This is a genomic window from Acinetobacter sp. ANC_7512 (genome assembly GCF_056779935.1).
Window position 1 is genome coordinate 147,507 of sequence record NZ_JBWYIX010000004.1, and the last position, 17,699, is coordinate 165,205.

The 17,699-nt window shown below is 37.5% G+C and carries 16 protein-coding genes, 2 tRNA genes and 1 other RNA gene; 12 read left to right on the forward strand and 7 right to left on the reverse strand.

Annotation, left to right across the window (positions count from 1 at the left end):
• The first annotated feature begins 9 nt into the window (after positions 1–9).
• On the forward strand, positions 10–1,293 hold the full coding sequence (gene hemA / locus AC1M9H_RS05740) for a glutamyl-tRNA reductase (protein WP_481612948.1): 1,284 nt from the start codon (positions 10–12) through the stop codon (positions 1,291–1,293).
• Between the two features lie 23 nt (positions 1,294–1,316).
• On the opposite strand, the gene AC1M9H_RS05745 is transcribed toward hemA, so the two are convergent.
• Positions 1,317–3,212 (reverse strand): DNA primase, encoded by a 1,896-nt coding sequence (locus AC1M9H_RS05745; RefSeq protein WP_481612949.1) that lies wholly within the window; start codon positions 3,210–3,212, stop codon positions 1,317–1,319.
• Positions 3,213–3,341: 129 nt separating this feature from the next.
• Positions 3,342–4,358, reverse strand: coding sequence for an outer membrane protein assembly factor BamD (locus AC1M9H_RS05750; RefSeq protein WP_481612950.1), 1,017 nt, complete (start codon positions 4,356–4,358; stop codon positions 3,342–3,344).
• A gap of 71 nt (positions 4,359–4,429) precedes the next feature.
• Here AC1M9H_RS05750 and rluD point away from each other — a divergent pair, with 71 nt between their 5' ends.
• The 4 genes from rluD to AC1M9H_RS05770 all read left to right on the forward strand — a co-directional run bounded on the left by rluD (position 4,430) and on the right by AC1M9H_RS05770 (position 9,424).
• Entirely contained in the window at positions 4,430–5,482 is a 1,053-nt protein-coding gene (gene rluD, locus AC1M9H_RS05755) for a 23S rRNA pseudouridine(1911/1915/1917) synthase RluD (RefSeq protein WP_481612951.1), read from the forward strand.
• Between the two features lie 17 nt (positions 5,483–5,499).
• Complete coding sequence (pgeF, locus tag AC1M9H_RS05760) at positions 5,500–6,240, forward strand: peptidoglycan editing factor PgeF (RefSeq protein ID WP_481612952.1); 741 nt, start codon at positions 5,500–5,502, stop codon at positions 6,238–6,240.
• Positions 6,241–6,569: 329 nt separating this feature from the next.
• Positions 6,570–7,868 (forward strand): hypothetical protein, encoded by a 1,299-nt coding sequence (locus AC1M9H_RS05765; protein ID WP_481612953.1) that lies wholly within the window; start codon positions 6,570–6,572, stop codon positions 7,866–7,868.
• A 236-nt stretch (positions 7,869–8,104) separates the two neighbouring features.
• A complete protein-coding gene (locus AC1M9H_RS05770; RefSeq protein ID WP_481612954.1) occupies positions 8,105–9,424 on the forward strand; it encodes a hypothetical protein in 1,320 nt (439 codons plus the stop codon).
• A 29-nt stretch (positions 9,425–9,453) separates the two neighbouring features.
• Here AC1M9H_RS05770 and smpB read toward each other — a convergent pair whose 3' ends face one another.
• Positions 9,454–9,930 (reverse strand): SsrA-binding protein SmpB, encoded by a 477-nt coding sequence (gene smpB / locus AC1M9H_RS05775; RefSeq protein WP_035269908.1) that lies wholly within the window; start codon positions 9,928–9,930, stop codon positions 9,454–9,456.
• A gap of 139 nt (positions 9,931–10,069) precedes the next feature.
• Here smpB and coaD point away from each other — a divergent pair, with 139 nt between their 5' ends.
• The 4 genes from coaD to AC1M9H_RS05795 all read left to right on the forward strand — a co-directional run bounded on the left by coaD (position 10,070) and on the right by AC1M9H_RS05795 (position 11,385).
• The gene (gene coaD / locus AC1M9H_RS05780; RefSeq protein WP_035269911.1) at positions 10,070–10,561 is read left to right on the forward strand and encodes a pantetheine-phosphate adenylyltransferase; all 492 of its coding nucleotides are present in this window, start codon (positions 10,070–10,072) and stop codon (positions 10,559–10,561) included.
• 1 nt (position 10,562) lies between these two features.
• Entirely contained in the window at positions 10,563–10,826 is a 264-nt protein-coding gene (locus tag AC1M9H_RS05785) for a YfhL family 4Fe-4S dicluster ferredoxin (RefSeq protein WP_180027945.1), read from the forward strand.
• A 28-nt stretch (positions 10,827–10,854) separates the two neighbouring features.
• Positions 10,855–11,236, forward strand: an RNA gene (gene rnpB / locus AC1M9H_RS05790) — RNase P RNA component class A.
• Positions 11,237–11,308: 72 nt separating this feature from the next.
• Positions 11,309–11,385: transfer RNA gene (locus AC1M9H_RS05795), tRNA-Met, on the forward strand.
• 57 nt (positions 11,386–11,442) lie between these two features.
• Here the strand turns inward: AC1M9H_RS05795 and AC1M9H_RS05800 are convergent.
• Entirely contained in the window at positions 11,443–11,805 is a 363-nt protein-coding gene (locus AC1M9H_RS05800) for a hypothetical protein (protein ID WP_481612955.1), read from the reverse strand.
• 202 nt (positions 11,806–12,007) lie between these two features.
• Between AC1M9H_RS05800 and AC1M9H_RS05805 the strand changes: the two genes are divergently transcribed.
• Positions 12,008–12,084, forward strand: a tRNA-Met gene (locus AC1M9H_RS05805).
• A 35-nt stretch (positions 12,085–12,119) separates the two neighbouring features.
• On the opposite strand, the gene AC1M9H_RS05810 is transcribed toward AC1M9H_RS05805, so the two are convergent.
• From AC1M9H_RS05810 to AC1M9H_RS05820, 3 genes are all read right to left on the reverse strand, one after another.
• Entirely contained in the window at positions 12,120–13,139 is a 1,020-nt protein-coding gene (locus AC1M9H_RS05810; protein WP_481612956.1) for a hypothetical protein, read from the reverse strand.
• Entirely contained in the window at positions 13,132–14,757 is a 1,626-nt protein-coding gene (locus tag AC1M9H_RS05815) for an NAD+ synthase (protein WP_481588917.1), read from the reverse strand. The genes AC1M9H_RS05810 and AC1M9H_RS05815 overlap by 8 nt, the downstream gene beginning before the upstream one ends.
• A 342-nt stretch (positions 14,758–15,099) precedes the next feature.
• Positions 15,100–15,588, reverse strand: a complete 489-nt coding sequence (locus AC1M9H_RS05820; RefSeq protein WP_481609798.1) for a hypothetical protein — start codon at positions 15,586–15,588, stop codon at positions 15,100–15,102.
• A 282-nt stretch (positions 15,589–15,870) separates the two neighbouring features.
• Here AC1M9H_RS05820 and AC1M9H_RS05825 point away from each other — a divergent pair, with 282 nt between their 5' ends.
• Positions 15,871–16,824 (forward strand): metal-dependent hydrolase, encoded by a 954-nt coding sequence (locus tag AC1M9H_RS05825; RefSeq protein WP_092766832.1) that lies wholly within the window; start codon positions 15,871–15,873, stop codon positions 16,822–16,824.
• A 15-nt stretch (positions 16,825–16,839) separates the two neighbouring features.
• Entirely contained in the window at positions 16,840–17,685 is an 846-nt protein-coding gene (locus AC1M9H_RS05830; RefSeq protein WP_481612957.1) for an SDR family NAD(P)-dependent oxidoreductase, read from the forward strand.
• The last annotated feature ends 14 nt before the right edge of the window (positions 17,686–17,699 follow it).

Genomic DNA, 17,699 nt, shown 5'->3' on the forward strand with positions numbered 1-17,699 from the left:
TGATCTGATATGTCTTTCTTTGCATTGGGTGTCAACCATCAAACAGCCTCAGTTGAATTACGAGAGCAAGTTGCTTTTAACCCTGAAAAGTTAAAACTATTGTTGGCTGAACAAAGTCACCATGACCAGCTGAACGATATGGTTGTGGTGTCAACCTGTAATCGTACTGAAGTCTACGCCATCGCTGATAATGCGGAGATGGTATTAGATTGGCTCGCTCAAAAAAATGGCATTGATGTAAAACAATTACAAAATCATATTTACCGTTATGAAAATACAGATGCTGTGACACATTTGATGCGTGTTGCATCAGGATTAGATTCACTTATGCTTGGAGAGCCTCAGATTATGGGGCAAGTTAAGTCTGCACTTAATTTAGCAAAAGAGTCTGAAGTTGTTTCACAAAATTTAAATCGTATTTTCGAATATGCATTTTATGCTGCTAAGAAAGTGCGTTCAGAAACAGCGGTCGGTAGTCATGCTGTATCCATGGGTTATGCGGTAGCACAGTTAGCACTACAAGTTTTTAGTAAGCCTGAACAATTAACCGTCATGGTGGTTGCAGCAGGTGAAATGAATAGCTTGGTTGCAAAGCACTTGGCTGAAATGGGCGTTGCTAAAATTTTAATTTGTAACCGTGGTCAAGAACGGGCGGAAATTTTGGCGCAAGAAATATCACATCGTGTTGCGGTAGAAATTATTCCTTTTGTTGATTTAGCTCAAAATTTACATCGCGCTGATGTGATTTCAAGTTGTACAGGAAGTTTACATCAGGTCATTTCCTATCAAGATGTTAAGTCAGCACTCAAAAAACGTCGTTACCGTCAAATGTTGATGGTCGATTTGGCTGTTCCTCGCGATATTGAGTCTAAGGTTGAAAGTTTGGATGGTGTTTACCTTTATGGGGTGGACGATCTTCAAGGTGTCATTGACGAAAACTTAGCGCAGCGACGCCAAGCCGCTGTTGAAGCTGAAGTGATGGTCAACCAATTAGCAACACAATTGGTGACTCAGCAGAAAGTTTCACAAGCTGGAGCGACTATTAGTGAGTATCGGGCTCATGGAGATGAAGTTAAAGCATTTGAATTAAACCATGCATTAGATCGTTTAGCCTCTGGCGATGATGCAGCCATTGTCATGCAGGAAATGGCGCATCGTTTGACGCAAAAGCTATTACATCCTACATCCATCTTACTCAGAGAAGTCGCTAAAGATGAAAATCCTGATGTCTATGAAACGATTAAAGAACATTTAGAAGATATTTTTAGTGCTCAGCGAAAACTAAAAAAATAAAAGCGGTCACTGACCGCTTTTATTTATTCATGTAGTAAGCGTAGTCCAATTTTTTTGGTTAGCTCATTCAGTTGTTGTCTTAAGTTTTTAGACTCGTTTAATGATTTTGCTGCTTTAAATTTGATTCTCAGATATTTTTCTTGAAGTGAAAGCGAGTATTCTGAGGCAAGTTTATCAGCCATTTCAGGGGCTTCAGTGAGTGTTTGAATATTGGTACGTTTTAAAATCTCAGAGAGTTCATGATGAAATGGGCTACAAGCACCCAAAATATAATAACTCGCTAGCTCTTGGTCGTCTGGCAGGTCATCAAAAATGACATTAAAAATTTTTAATACTTTTGCAAGCAATTCATCTTCAGGAATCACTGCACGTAATACTTCAAAATGAATATAAAGAAATGGATGGTACATTAACATTGCGACTGCGAAATCTTCATCTCGTGTGCGAATATTAAATGATAATGAAGCGTCAAGACTCACTTGAGGTTGCCACTTTTTATTGAATCCTAATTTTTCTTTGAAATATTGACGAATCAAATAGCGATACGAACCTTGTTTAGGCATCAGATTAGTGAGTTGATTTAGCTCAGCCATGACCTGACTTTTACCTTCAGGTGTATTGATTTGATATTGTTGACTGAGCAGTGAAAAAGCAAACTCAGATAAGAGTGGTGATTGTTGCCAAAGTCGATTGAAAGTTTCAACACCTTCCTTACGAACTAATGAGTCAGGATCATGCTCCGCAGGTAGAATAAAAAATTTCAGTTCACGACCATCATTTAAGAGGGGAAGTGCAATTTCTAAAGTGCGTCGAGCTGCTTTTTGACCAGCCGAATCACCATCAAAAGCAATAGTTAACTGATTGTTTTGTTTAAATAATAGATTCAAATGATCAGCATTGCTCGCCGTCCCCAAGGTGGCAACTGCGCCAGGAATGCCAGCTTGCTGTAATGCGATGACATCCATGTAACCTTCAACCATTAACCAATGATTGGCTTTGAGCTTACGACCTTCATATAAGCCATAGAGTAGTTGGTTTTTATGGAAAACTTCAGAGTCTGGCGAGTTGATATATTTGGGTTTGATCTCGTCATTCAATGCTCGTCCACCAAATCCGACAACGCGACCTTTTGCATCACGTATAGGAAAAATGACACGTTCTCGTAGTAGATCAAAATCACGACCAGAATCACTGGTTCTGATCAAACCGAGTAGTTTTAATCCTTCAATATCTTGCGGAAATGCTTTTTCAAGATGTTGCCAATCTTCTGGGGCATAACCTAATCGCCAATACTTAATCGTGGTATCACTTAGTCCGCGTCGCTGAAAATACTGTTGCGCAATTTGGCTATTTGGAAGTTGTTTTTCATAAAATAAAGCAACATTTTCAAGAAGATCGTATAAATTACCTTCAGGTGCGACCTCAACTGAATTCAAGTCATCTGTATTAAATTGATACTCATCGAATTCATAGTTTTGAAATGCTTCAAAAGGATCTACATCAAAAGCTGAAGCAGGCAGAGAAATGATTTCTCCTGCATCTGCTTCAATGGGTGCCTGCGGTTGCTTTTCTGGGTTAGGTTTAATAGGTTCTCTCTTGTATGAGAGTTTTTTATTGTCTTGATTGTCTTTAGGTAATTCGATACCGGTTTGGCTTGCCAGGTCTTTAATCACCTCGATGAAATTGCGATTATCAATATCCATCATAAAGCGAATTGCATTTCCATTGGCTTGGCAACCGAAACAGTGGAAATATTGCTTATCACGGTAGACGTGAAAAGAAGGTGTTTTCTCTTGATGAAAAGGACAACAGCCTGAATAGGTACGACCTGACTTTTTTAATTTCACACGTTGGCCAATAAGATCGACGATGTCAGTTCGATCTAAAATTTGATCAATCGTATGTTGTGGAATTGCCATAATTAAAAAGCCAGAAGAATGAGGAATAAAGTGATTGAATTAAGTCTATCCTAAACACTTAAGACGATAAATAAAGCCATGCAATAAAAAAGGTGGGTAATCCCACCTTTTTTGATTCATAAGAATGGATTATTGACGCTGTGGGTCGTACATACTTTCATTTGCTGGCGCACTTTCCACATTGTGATCTTTATTACCAAGCAAGCCAAAGCTTAAGCGATTCAATAAACCGGGTTGTGTATTGATGTTGTCAGATTGCTCTGCTGATACTTCTGCTGTTGTTTGACTGCGTGCTTCACGGCCTAAAATACCCAAGGTTGCACGATTTAACCAACTTCCATCTTTACGTGCTGCGCGTAAATCGACCTCACCATTAGACTTCACAAGATGAGGGTAGTTTAGCTTTAGCACTTCAACGTATTGTTGAGATGTTGCCTTGTCACCGAGTTTATCGTATCCGTAAGCAATCGTTGCAAGCGCTTCTGGTACTTGAGGTGTTTGAGGGAAATGTTCCATAACCCATTGTCCACGCTCAACTGCTGCAAGCCAAGCTTTACGCTTTAAGTTAAAGCGAGCCGCATTCATTTCACTTTCAGCAAGTTCTTGACCAATAAATTTCATGCGCTGAGCAGCATCTACAGCATACTGACTACTTGGGAAACGACGAATGAAATCAACAAAATTTTGATATGCAACTTTTAAATAGCTGACATCACGATGAGCCTGTTGAAGTGATGTATAGCGGATGAGACCATCATAGTTTTGCTCCATATTCGCCACACCACGAACATAGTAAGCATAATCAACATTAGGATGTTGAGGATTTAAACGAATAAAACGGTCTGCTAGCGCAATAACAGCTTCATAGTCTTTTTGTTGAAAACGAGCATATAAAAGATCGAGTTGAGCTTGTTGAGTATATTGACCTGTAGGGTAATAAGTTTCAATTGCTTCTAATGATTGTGCTGCATCGCTATATTGACCACGATCTAATGCTTTTTGTGCTTTATCGAAATAAGATTGTTCGGTTGATTTAGGTCCAGTATCCACAACATCCTTCTTGGGATTACTGCTACAGCCCACAAATGTTGCTGCTAAGCCTAGCGATAAAGCAAGCATTGTAACTTTATAACGTGGTAGCGACATAAAAATTCCTCTGTTTATACGGGCAATAGGCTACAATTGCACTATTAAACCACTTTTGTCCGAATGAGCAAATGACTTCAGCACAAACTTCTAATTCTAATTTCCCAGAAATCGACATCAATTTACTTGAAGATTCTGAGGATGCAGATAACCATACTTCAGCCCCAACTGCAACACGTTTATCGTTGCAATTTCAAGTGGATGAGAGTTCTCTTGGTCAGCGAATAGATCAAGTTGCAGCACTCGCTTGGAACGAATTTTCGCGTGAAAAATTGAAACAATGGTTGAAGGATGGTCATTTGTTGGTAAATGGTCAAGTTGTGAAACCAAAATATAAAAGTGAAGGGAATGAGCTACTCACGCTTGATGTAGAGCTTGAAGCCCAAGTCACCAGTCAACCTGAAAATATCCCTTTAGATATTATTTATGAAGATGATGACATCTTAGTCATTAACAAGCCAGTGGGGATGGTTGTGCATCCTGGCGCAGGAAACCCGAATGGTACTTTGGTTAATGCACTTTTATATCATTTTCCTAAATCAGCAGAATTATCTCGAGCTGGTCTAGTACACCGTATCGATAAAGATACTAGTGGTCTCTTGGTTGTAGCTAAAAATTTAGAAGCTCAATTTTCCTTAAGTAAACAGTTAGCGAAAAAATCAGTTTATCGAATTTATGATTTAATTTGTTATGGCAATATTATTGCAGGCGGTAAAATTGATGAGCCGATTAAACGTCATCCTGTAGATCGTGTAAAAATGGCGATCTTACCAGGTGGTCGTGATGCCGTGACTCACTATAATGTGAAAGAAAGATTCCAAAATTTCACACGTGTTCAAGCACAATTAGAAACTGGACGTACTCATCAGATTCGTGTGCATTTCACTTATATTGGTTTCCCTTTGGTTGGTGATCCAGTTTATGTCAGTCGTGTCAAAGTACCTGCGGGTGCTTCGGAAAAACTTACTACTCATTTACGAGAGTTTAGACGTCAAGCGCTTCATGCATCAAAATTGGGGTTAATACATCCACGGACAGGTGAAGAAATGATGTTTGAAGCACCATGGCCTGAAGATTTCACAGCATTACTTGAGACACTTCGTACGGAAAATAAGGCTTACTAAATTAAAGGAAAGTTTACATGCAAATTGTGCAAGGTTTGCCCAAAGGTGTCGTGGTAGGACAAACAGAATTGAGTCACCCTCACGCACTGAAAACACCACAGACTGATTTAGAAGGTTTTAACTTGGCGTTGCATGTAAATGATCAACCAGAACGTGTTCATCGGCATAGAATGAGCTTGTTAAATGACTTCTCGGTCTATGGGGTGAATCGATTGACTTGGATGAACCAAACGCACAGTACAATTTGTCATGTTGTAAATGATGACATGAGCTTACGCGCCCTAAATGGCGATGGTTTAGTGACACAACAAAAACATCATGCATTAATGATGATGACGGCAGATTGTTTACCGGTGGTTCTCGGTAACAAAGATGGTACTGAAGTCGCTAATTTGCATGCAGGTTGGCGAGGATTGGCAAATGGTATTATTGAAAATACAGTCAAGGCCATGAGCACTCAACCCTCTTGGGCGTGGTTAGGTGCGGCAATTAGTCAGCCATGCTTTGAAGTGGGTGAAGAAGTAATGCACACATTCTGCGATAGGCTTCCAGAATTGAGCTCAGCATTTCAAAAGGGAGATCTAGAGGGTAAGTATTACGCAGATCTGTATGCGATTGCTCGCCATATATTGAAAAGTTTAGGGGTGGAACAGGTTCTTGGAGGTGAGCGATGTAGCTACACGGAGGATCAAACATATTATTCTCATCGCCGTAATTCCAAAACTGGACGTATGGCGACATTTGTCTTCATGGAGTGAACAGAATTTATTTAGTTTCAATCAGATCGTTTGGGTATTTAAGTGATGACTTTCTTAAAGCTCATCATCTTTACTTATGTTTGAGATTTTATTTAATCACTTCGATCTGTTGTTTATTTAAATGAAAGATTTAAATAAAAATACATTAATTTACAAGTTGCTAAGTTGATATAAGTGATTCATTACTAGACCATTTTTTTGAAATATGAATTATTTAAATACAAAAAATGTTAGATCAATCACAATTTTATAGTAAAAATTTATATAATAGTGAATATTACATTGTCTTTTTATTAGACAAGACATAAAAATAAAAAATTGTGGAGACAATGATGATCTTAATAGGATTAGCGAAATCAAGAAATTTTTGTATTCCTGTCATCTATGGATTGACTTCAATAACATTAGCGTATGCTGCTCCAATGCAAGAACTGACTGACGCTGAACTTTCACATGTTGAAGGTAAAGCACTCATGAGCTTAAGCTATATTTCACCTGCAGATTCCGTCAATAAGAATCCTGGTCAAAATATTGGATTTTATAAAATGGGAATGGAAGCCCAATTAGATTTAAATGCTAACATCAAAAGATTGCAACTTGGATGCGGTGGAGTAAATGGTGCAAACGGTTGTGATATTGATATCGATAACTTAAGTTTGTCAGGGGTTGCAGAAACTCGTGAAGGACGCGTCCAATCAAGTGCCCAACTAACCAATCCATTTTTAGAGTTTGCTATAAAAAACCCAGATTCAGCTTCAACACGTGAAATGGTTGGTGTTCGTTTAAGTGCAGAAAAAGTACTAGGATTATTAACGCTTGGTAGTGAGAACTCTGAAAAACCAAATGGTATCAATAGTTTAAGTGGCTATCTGAAGATTAGGGACGCTGTTGGAACTGCGACAACAGCAGCTCGTTCTGGTGTAAATTTTAACAATCTTGGAGAATTAGTTTACGGAAAAGCAAAGAGTACAACAGGTTTCGTAAGTGCAGACTTTACGTCTAATGATTATGCTTTAAATTTAGCTGAGGGAAGCGGCTCTTTAAAAATTAATGGCCAAACTATTAGTGGTAACAGAATGTCAAATGTCTATTTAACAGGTGTTGCTCGAATAGATAACATTGCATTGTCAGGTAAAATTTCTGCAAATGCTAAACTCTGGGGGCTTGTGCCTATACCACTATCTGGTGACATTACGGGTAATGTTTCAAACCTAAATGTAGATGTTAAAGTTTCAGAGAACCTTGGATATATTCACCGCTTACCTTTGAGTAATCCATTTTCTCTATCGATGCAAAAACAAGATATACATTGGACTGGAGCGAGTGTTGCTGCTCAGACAGGTTGGTGGCTTTCAATCGAGGACCCAATTGATATAGGTAATGTTACTCCGAGTCAAAAAGTGGTTGTGACAGATGCAGTGATTAAACAAGTTGTACCGCTAATTAGTAATTATTTACAGGCTAATCCAATCGAATGTGGTTTTTTAGCAACAAGTTGTTTAGCAGGTAATTTTAGATTAGGTGAGGTTCCATTAACAAATTCAAGAGTGAATATGGATTTGGTAAACTTACAGTTAAAAAATCAATCCTTTGCCCCAAACTGTTATGGAAGTTTAAAATTCTGCTAAATAATAGATATACTTGAGTTTTAAGTTTGCATTTCATCGGATAAATTGGAATATACATCACATTTTAAAAATTAATAATGTGATGTAAGTCTCTAGAAAATATTAAATTTTATTTTAATTTCTATATTTTAATTCATTTAGCAAGTTTTAAGCCTCTTTATTTTTTTCATTAATTTATAGATAGTAATGATGTTGCTTATGGATTAAGCCTGAATAAAAATAATATGGAGACTCTAATGTTGAAGAGTTTACTTGGTTCTATCAAATTGATTTTATCAACATCATGCTTAGTGTTGATTCCTTTGTATGCAACGGCTAATAACATTCATAATGATTTAAAAATGATGAGTGATGAAGAGTTATCAGCGACAAATGGCCAAGCTTTGTTAAGTATGAGTTATATTGATCCCAATGATGGGGCAAACAATATGCGAGGTAAAGGTGTTGGCTTTTATAAGCTTGGAATGGAAGCAGATATAGAACTCAATGCAAATATTAAGCATTTACAACTTGGCTGTGGTGGTATTAATGGAGCAGGTGGATGTGATATTGATATCGAAAATCTGAGTTTGAGTGGTATGTCAGACACTAGAGAGGGTCGTGCGGGTTCTTCAGCCAAGCTAACCAATCCATTTTTAGAGTTTGCGGTAAAAAATCCAACATCGGCATCAACTCGAGAAGTTGTGGGTTTGCGTCTCAGTGCTGAAAAAGTATTAGGTTTACTGACGCTTGGTGATGAAAACTCTGATAAACCGAATGGTATTAACTCACTCAGTGGTTATTTAAAAATTAATCCCACTCAGGGTATGGGTTATACTAATGCTCGAAGTATGACCTATGCCGATACTGGTCAAACTATCGATGGAAAAGTGAATGCAAGAATTTGTGTGATTTGTATTATTGCACCTACTTTGACACTCGATTTTAAATCGAATAATTACAATTTAGCATTACAAGAAACGACTGCACCAATTCAAATTAATGGAACTACGGTCTCTGGTACTCGAATGAGTTCTGCACAATTGACAGGTGTTGCCAATATTAATCAATTGAATTTTGGTGGTAATCTCACGGCTAATATCCAAGTGCTAGGGGTAGGATTACTGAATTTGCAAAAAGAGGTCAGTGGTAACATTACAGGTTTAAAAGCCAACATTACGGTAGATCAAAACTTAGGTTTAATTCATAAAATCCCTGTAAACAATCCATTCTCGCTCTCTGTGCAAAACAGTGAAATCTGGTGGCCAAATGCTGACGTTGCTGCACAACAGGGCTGGTGGATGGCGTTTAATGATTCGATTAATATTGGGGATGTAACACCTGAGAAGCGTATCGATATTACGAATGATGTGTTAAAACAAGTGGTTGGACCAATCAGTGATTATATCAGTCGAAATCCTCCATCTTGTAATGCACTTGATTGTCTGTTTGGTGACAAACTTGGTGTTGGGAATGTTCATTTGCCGAATACCAATGTAAATTTTCCATTAAAAGATTTACAACTTAAAAATCAAACCTTTGCTCCAAACTGTTATGGAAATTTAAGGTTTTGTTAATAAAAAAACCGCTCAAATGAGCGGTTTTTTTATTTATGAAAAATTCTTGCTTTATCACGCTGCCAATCGCGGTCTTTTTCAGTGGCACGTTTATCGTGTAATTGTTTACCTTTAACAAGTGCAATTTCGAGTTTGACTAAACGACCTTTCCAATAGCACGCCAAAGGTACACATGTGTAACCTTTTTGATTGATCGCTCCTTGGAGTTTCTCGAGTTCGCGACGTGAAAGAAGTAGTTTACGAGTACGTGTTGCTTCGGGAACGATATGAGTTGAAGCAGAAAGAAGAGGTTGAATTTGAGCACCAAATAAATAAGCTTCATTATTTTTGAAAATAATATAGCTTTCCGTGATACTCATGCGTCCAGCACGAAGAGATTTTACTTCCCAACCTTGTAACGCTAAACCAGCTTCAAATTTTTCTTCAATAAAATAATCGTGACGTGCACGTTTGTTAAGCGCAATAGTGCCACTATTATTTTTTTTTACTACAATCGATTTCGACATAATACAAATATTCCAAGATTAGACCTATTTTGCCTCAAACTTGGCTTGAGGTGAAGTCATTTCACTGTCAACAAGTGTGCGTGTGAATTGAGTTTTTGTTAAACTATGCGCCTACATAATAATCTTAGAGTATAAATGGATGTCTAAAACTCGTGTCATCTATCCGGGAACATTCGATCCTATTACTAATGGTCATATTGATCTTGTATCTCGTGCTGCAAAAATGTTTGATGAAGTTGTAGTTGCGATTGCAATTGGTCATCACAAAAATCCAGTGTTTAGTTTAGATGAGCGAGTTGCGCTTGCAAAATCATCGTTAAGCCATTTAGACAATGTAGAGTTTGTTGGTTTTGACGGTTTATTGGTGAATTTTTTTCAAGAGCAAAAGGCAACAGCTGTACTCAGAGGTTTAAGAGCAGTGTCTGACTTTGAATATGAGTTTCAACTTGCAAATATGAATCGTCAATTAGATTCAAATTTTGAAGCTGTATTTTTAACGCCGTCAGAGCAATACTCGTTTATTTCATCCACATTAGTTCGTGAAATTGCACGTTTGAAAGGTGATGTGACGAAATTTGTGCCAAAAGCAGTTGTTGAGGCATTTGAACGTAAGCATCAGCAAGGTTGGTAGAGTGTCTTTAATTATTACGGATGAGTGCATCAATTGTGACGTTTGTGAGCCTGTATGCCCAAATGAAGCGATTTATATGGGTGAACTGATCTATGAAATTGATCCGAATCTATGTACTGAATGTATTGGTCATTATGACCAACCCCAGTGTTCATTATTCTGCCCGGTAGACTGTATTCCTAAAGATCCTAATCATGTGGAATCTGAGGATGAATTGCTGGAAAAGTATAAAAAACTAATTGCTCAAAAAAGTACGAGCAATTGATCTCAAAGTTTGTTAAGATGCGCCACTTGAAGTGAGCCAGACGATCGCTGCTGTGAAGGTCTTCGTGACTAAAGCAGGGGAGGAAAGTCCGGGCTTCATCGGGCAAGGTGCCAGGTAACGCCTGGGAGGCGTAAGCCTACGGAAAGTGCAGCAGAGAGTAGACCGCCATTTTGCAACTGAACTTCGGTTTAGCCTAGAATATGGTAAGGGTGAAAGGGTGCGGTAAGAGCGCACCGCATGACTGGTAACAGTTCATGGCATGGTAAACCCCACCTGAAGCAAGACCAAATAGGAATCCTTAAGGTATGGCCCATACTGGATTCGGGTAGGTCGCTTGAGCATATGAGTGATTGTATGCCTAGAGGAATGATCGTTCTAGACAGAACCCGGCTTATCGGCTCACTTCAACAAATTTTGATCAAACAGTGCCGATATTACTTGACGGATACATCAATCAAGTAGATAATGCGCCCACAGTTTACGGCTATGTAGCTCAGTTGGTTAGAGCACCGCACTCATAATGCGGGGGTCACAGGTTCAAGTCCCGTCATAGCCACCATTTTTATAGACCACACTCACTAGTGTGGTCTTTTTTTATGTGTGAAATCTTGAGTTTTCATTGGCACTGAATAAGCTGAGAATCTAGCTTAATTTTTGGAAACTCTTGTTCAAATTGTGCTAAAACGGCTGCCTGATTTACATTTGAAAACACAATATTTTGCAAGCTTTCAATTTTTTGCTCAGACAAATAAAGCTGTGCACAATGAAGAGCAACCGCATTCTCTTTACTCACGGCAAGTTTATGATCTTCAGGAATGACATCAATATGCACGAGCTTTTGTTGAGCACGGCTTAATTGAATTAGAGTTCGTTTTTGTTGCATGGTTATAAAGTTTTGAGCATTGATCCATTGAGCGACATCCATGCGTACACCGTGATAATTCACAAATATGGGGTGAGTCGTTTGGCATCCGCTCACAAGGCTTAAACAGCATATGAGAATAAAATATTGAGGATTGAGCATGATTTTGATGTTATTGAAACCTTACTATTACAATAAAATCATATAATTATGGATTAATTTTGTTCAAATAAGGTTTATTTGTATAAAGGGTGATCATTAGTGCTTTCGTATGCTTGACGATACAACGATAACTTAAGATAATGCGCACACAGTTTACGGCTATGTAGCTCAGTTGGTTAGAGCACCGCACTCATAATGCGGGGGTCACAGGTTCAAGTCCCGTCATAGCCACCATTTTTATAGACCATGCTCACCGCATGGTCTTTTTTTTATTTCTCAAAATGTCCTGAGATAAGATCAAGTGTAGATTGTGCTTGATAAAAAGGCTGAATCAAACTTTGAATTAATTGTTCTAGAATGCCAAAATCATTTAACATGGTGATAAGTTGAGGTGCAAAACGATGGGCTTCGATCACTAAATCTTCTTGAGTTAGTCCAACAGCCGTGAGTAAAGCTTGTAAACTGTAATCACCAAAATATTCATAGAACTCATCAACCACTTCTAAAATGATGGACTGAATCTCAGAGGATTGGCGTAAATTTCTCCAGGTTTCATAGACCAAAATAAAAAAATCTTCGACATCAATGGCTTCAATCTGCTCAAGCTGAGCTGAAATTTTTTGAAATTGGAGATCTGACCAAATATGTTGAATGATTTCATAAAGTTCATTTTGAGGCAGTGTGATAATTTCGCCTAATTGAACCAATATTGCATTTGCAAGTTGGGATTCTAGTTTTAACTCTAATGTGTGTTGCTGATCTTGGAGAAAATTAAAAATCTTTGATTTGACCGTATGATTTTGAACTTTATTTTTTCGAAGCCTATCCAGCCAAGGTGTATATTTTTCTAAAATTTGATTTGCTAATTGAAGACTTACTGCATATGCCTTCTCATTACTTAAAATTTGTTGTTTTAAACCATAACGTACTTGATCTAATTCAAGAATTTTATTTAGCCATAGCCCAAAATCATGGTCTGAAATTAAATCTCCGATTAAAGCATTTGAATTCTTTAAATGAAGGTAAATACGTTGTGCAACAGCGCCAATAAACTCTAGTAAATCAGGTCCAAGATTTAACTCAAAAGTATATTTCGAAACAACAGCATGAAGTTGTTCAATATTTACAATATCTTTTAATTTGATTCGATTAAACTGAGCATAAGCTTGTGAAACAAACGTGTCTAATACCGCATTTGATTCAGCATTTAATAAATGTTGTTGGGTAAACCGAATTTGCTCAAGCATAAGTGCTTGAGCAAATTGATTGAGTTGTGTCGAGTTAGACACCTGCTTTCCATCCATTTACGATTGGATAGCGGCGTTCGCGGCTAAATGCACGAGAGGATATACGTGGACCAATTGCACCCTGACGGCGCTTATATTCGTTACGATCAACCAATCCAATGACTTTAGTCACGATATCTCGATCAAAACCTTTAGAGATAATATCTTCAAGACTCTGATCTTCTTCAATATATGCATATAAAATTGCATCAAGAACATCGTAAGGTGGTAATGAGTCTTGATCTTTTTGATCAGGTCGTAATTCAGCAGAAGGTGGGCGAGTAATCACACGTTCAGGGATTACAGGCGTATCTTCCAAACTATTACGGTATTTCGCTAACTCAAATACAATCGTTTTATAAACATCTTTAAGTACAGCAAAACCACCGACCATATCACCGTACAGTGTGCAGTAACCAACAGATAATTCAGATTTGTTACCTGTAGATAAAACAAGATTACCAAATTTATTCGACAGACCCATTAATAAGGTGCCGCGTGCGCGAGCTTGTAAATTTTCCTCAGTTGCATCAGCAGGAGAATTGCCGAAGAATGGGTGTAATGTCTGCATAAAGCTGTTGACGATTGGGTGAATTTCCGCAATACCAAAAGTGACTCCCATACGTTTTGCCTGCTCAGTCGCGTCTTCAACACTGATTTGAGAGGTATATGTGTAAGGCATCATAACAGCTTGAACTTTATCTGCTCCAATAGCATCGACAGCGATTGCAAGGGTGAGTGCTGAGTCGATACCACCAGAGAGACCAAGAATGACACCAGGGAAACCTGAGCGTTGTACATAATCTCGTGTTGCCAAAACCAAAGCTTGGTAAATTTCTGCAATCGTATCTAATGCAGGTGCTTTGGTAGCGGCTTTAAAAGATTTAAGCTCTGCTTCATATTCAACATGAAAAAGGTCTTCTTTAAAGCTTGGTGCTTCAAGTACAACTTCACCATTTGCATTCACAACGAAACTTGTTCCGTCGAAAATGAGATCATCTTGCCCGCCTACTTGGTTGACATAAACAAGATTGAGATTCAATTGTTTAGCTAACTCTTTAAGCGTAACAACACGGTGTTGAGGCTTTCCAACTTCGTATGGTGAGGCATTTAGCACAAGAACAGTTTCAACATTCAGTTTGGCAAGTTGTTGAACACTCTCAAGTGTCCAGACATCTTCGCAAATTAATACACCGAATTTATGTCCTAAATACTCAAATACAAGGTGTTGATGACCCTCAGCGAAATATCTCTTTTCATCAAAAACACTATAATTTGGTAAATTTTGCTTGTTATAAATACCTAATACTTGCCCATCTTTCATAACGGCTGCAGAGTTATAGCGTGCACCCGAATCAGCTTGATTAACAAAACCAAATACCATCACAATGTCTTTCACTTCAGCCAGTTTTTCGAAAGCTGATGCTGTACGTTTGCTTAGGCTTGGACGAAGTAGGAGATCCTCTGCAGGATAACCAATGGTCGAAAGTTCAGGAAACACAATGATATTGGCATTTTGCTGTTTGGCTTCGTTAGCGAGTCCAATCATTCGATGAACATTGGCTTCTAAATTGCCGACAAATGGAGAGAATTGAGCAAGAGAAACTTTAAAACTATTCATTTAAACCAAGTCCTATCCTATAGGTTTATATACAGCACGTGCTGATTTTATTGGAGTAATTATTCAGCTGTGTGTATGTGATATTACATAACTGCCAAATGGCTCAAATTTACATCATTAAAACATGATAAAAGATCTTATTTCTTGCACAGCAAAAACTACGATTCATATGTATTCTATCTAAAATAAAAGTAGATACTAGCTTTTGCCATTGTTTGTACATAAAAAATTAAATCGTAATGGATTTGCGACACAGTAAATCAGATGTCAAAGCTGATATGGTGTTTCTGATTCACAAATCAATAGCTTGAATAAAAAATATTCTTTTAATTTTACAGTTTTTTATTGATTCAAAATAATATTCGGAATCTTTTTCAAAAATATATCTCTAGCTATTTCGCCTTGTTGTTCAATGTTGTATTCATTGAAATTTTTTTTAGGGTCAAATTTATAGGCATAAGGATTATACTTTTTGAAGGAAATAAAATACGCACTTTGCAGAAAAGCGCCTTTGAGCAAAACATTTTGTCCTTGTTGGTGTTGTAAAATATGAGTCATCTCGTGAATGAAAATTCCTTGATAGATTTTATTTTCTTTCGAATAGTCAGTTTTGAAATGTTTGTTGCGAATATGCAAATAGCCCTTTGGCGCCATAAATACCGCTGAGGGTTGCCACGGTAGAAACGGATGATTCATGATTTTCACCCTGTTATAATCTATAAGATCACCAAAGACACTTTGGCTTAACGTGATTTCACCTTGGGTGAGTGATCTACATCTAAAAGCGTCAAATTTTATCCATTTTAAAATAAGTGGCATCCACAACATCATACTTATTTCTTAATCTACTTAAAGTTTATGTGACACTCAAAATATCACTAATTTGAATCATTACTTGTTAAAAATGGTGTTGACCTTTAATGATAATGAAATGGTATTTACTGATTAAAACTTAATAATTTTGTTAGACAATCTTGATGAATGAGCAATTATGCCATCTCTAAAGATTTATTATGCAAATGGCTATTTCGTCTTTTTATCTTAATTTTTTAGAAACGTCGAAGAATTCACATTATTTGAATTTATTCACTGAGATAAAAGAGAAGGTTCGCCATGTTATTAACTCAGCCACTAAAAAAAATTTCAAAATTTCTAAACGGTTCTAAATTTGATCCTGAGAATCAATCAAAAGCTATTCCAATTCGTCATATGAAATTTGATTTTGATCATCAAAAGATTGATCCAAAATTTTATTTGAATGCGGAATTAGCAAGTGCTTACTTTGCCTCACTTTCAATTTTTTTAACCTATGGTGAGGATCTCGTTATTGATACAGCACGTTATCATCGTGACTTTATTCAAGATCCATTACTCAAGCAAAGAGTGACAGCACTGATTGGGCAAGAAGCTTTACATTCTAAACTTCATGAAGAATTAAATGACGCTTTTTTGAAGGCAGATTTGCCTGTCAAATTGTTTAGATTTCTGGCGCATCACGTTTTTGAATATGGTTTTAATCGGTTGCCTCAGCCAATGAAATTATCGCTTATGGCTGGGATTGAGCATTTTACCGCAGTGCTTGCTGAATACATGATGAATCATGAGCATATTTTCTTCGAATCTCAAGATGAGAAACAACGCGCAATTTGGATGTGGCATATGCTTGAGGAATCAGAGCATAAAGATATTGCATATGATGTGTTCCAACTTCTTTCGAGTAACTATGCTTTAAGAATAGCAGGCTTTTTCCCAGCGCTTATTACGATTTTAGTGCTGATTTCTGCTGCATCCTTAATTGTGCCATTTTATCGTAAGCCATCAAATCTAATCAGTTTAAGTTACTACAAAGATATGTACCGAAGTGTAGGTTTGATTTTTGGTCTAAAAGATGGGGTTTATGGCAGTTCGATCAAACATATTTTCGAATATCTCAAACCAGACTTCCATCCGAATGATCATGATACATCAGCGTTTTTAGAGTACTACAAAGAACGTTTATTAAATCCAGTGGATGGTATTTTAACACCATACTTTACGAAGGAATTCATGCCTGCTTTAAAGGTATAAGAATAAGGATAGTTCATGCTTTTTTTTAAGAAGAAAATTAAACCGAGCCATCAGGCTTATGCTGTGGTAACGGGTGCTGGAAGTGGTATTGGACGCAGTTTTGCATTGGAAATTGCAAAACGTGGTGGTCAAGTGGTGTGTGCTGATATTAATTTAGCTGCAGCTGAAGAAACTGTTCAGCTGATTTCTCAGACCACAGGGCAAAAAGCATTTGCTGAATCCTGCGATGTGGGAAAAAAGGAAGATGTTGAGCGATTGGCGAATCAAGCAGAAAACCTTTTTAATCATCCTGTGACACTTGTTATTAATAATGCTGGCGTGGGGTTAGGTGGTAAGTTTGATGAGATAACACTAGAAGATTGGCAATGGTGTATGCATGTCAACTTATGGGGCGTGATTCATGGTTGCCACTTTTTTGTACCGAAGTTTAAACAACAAGGTTATGGGGCAATTATTAATGTTGCTTCAGCAGCAGGATTTACAGCTGCACCTGAAATGACAGCTTATAACGTGACGAAATCTAGTGTACTTGCATTATCTGAAACGTTATCTGCAGAATTACATCAAGATAATATCCATGTGAATGTGCTTTGCCCAACTTTAGTACCTACCAATATTATGAAGAATGGGCGATTACCTTCCAATTACTCGGGTTTAGCGGATGATTTATTGCAGAATCATGCATTTGTCACAAGCGATCAAGTTGCACAAAAAACCTTAAACAATTTAGATAAAGGCATTCTTTATACGATTCCACAACCAGACGCGAAATTATTTTGGTTGATGAAGCGTGCTTCACCGACCTTATATACCAAAATGTTAGGTGTAGGTTATCCATGGTTTAAGCGTTTTGTAAAATAATAGAGAGATAAAAG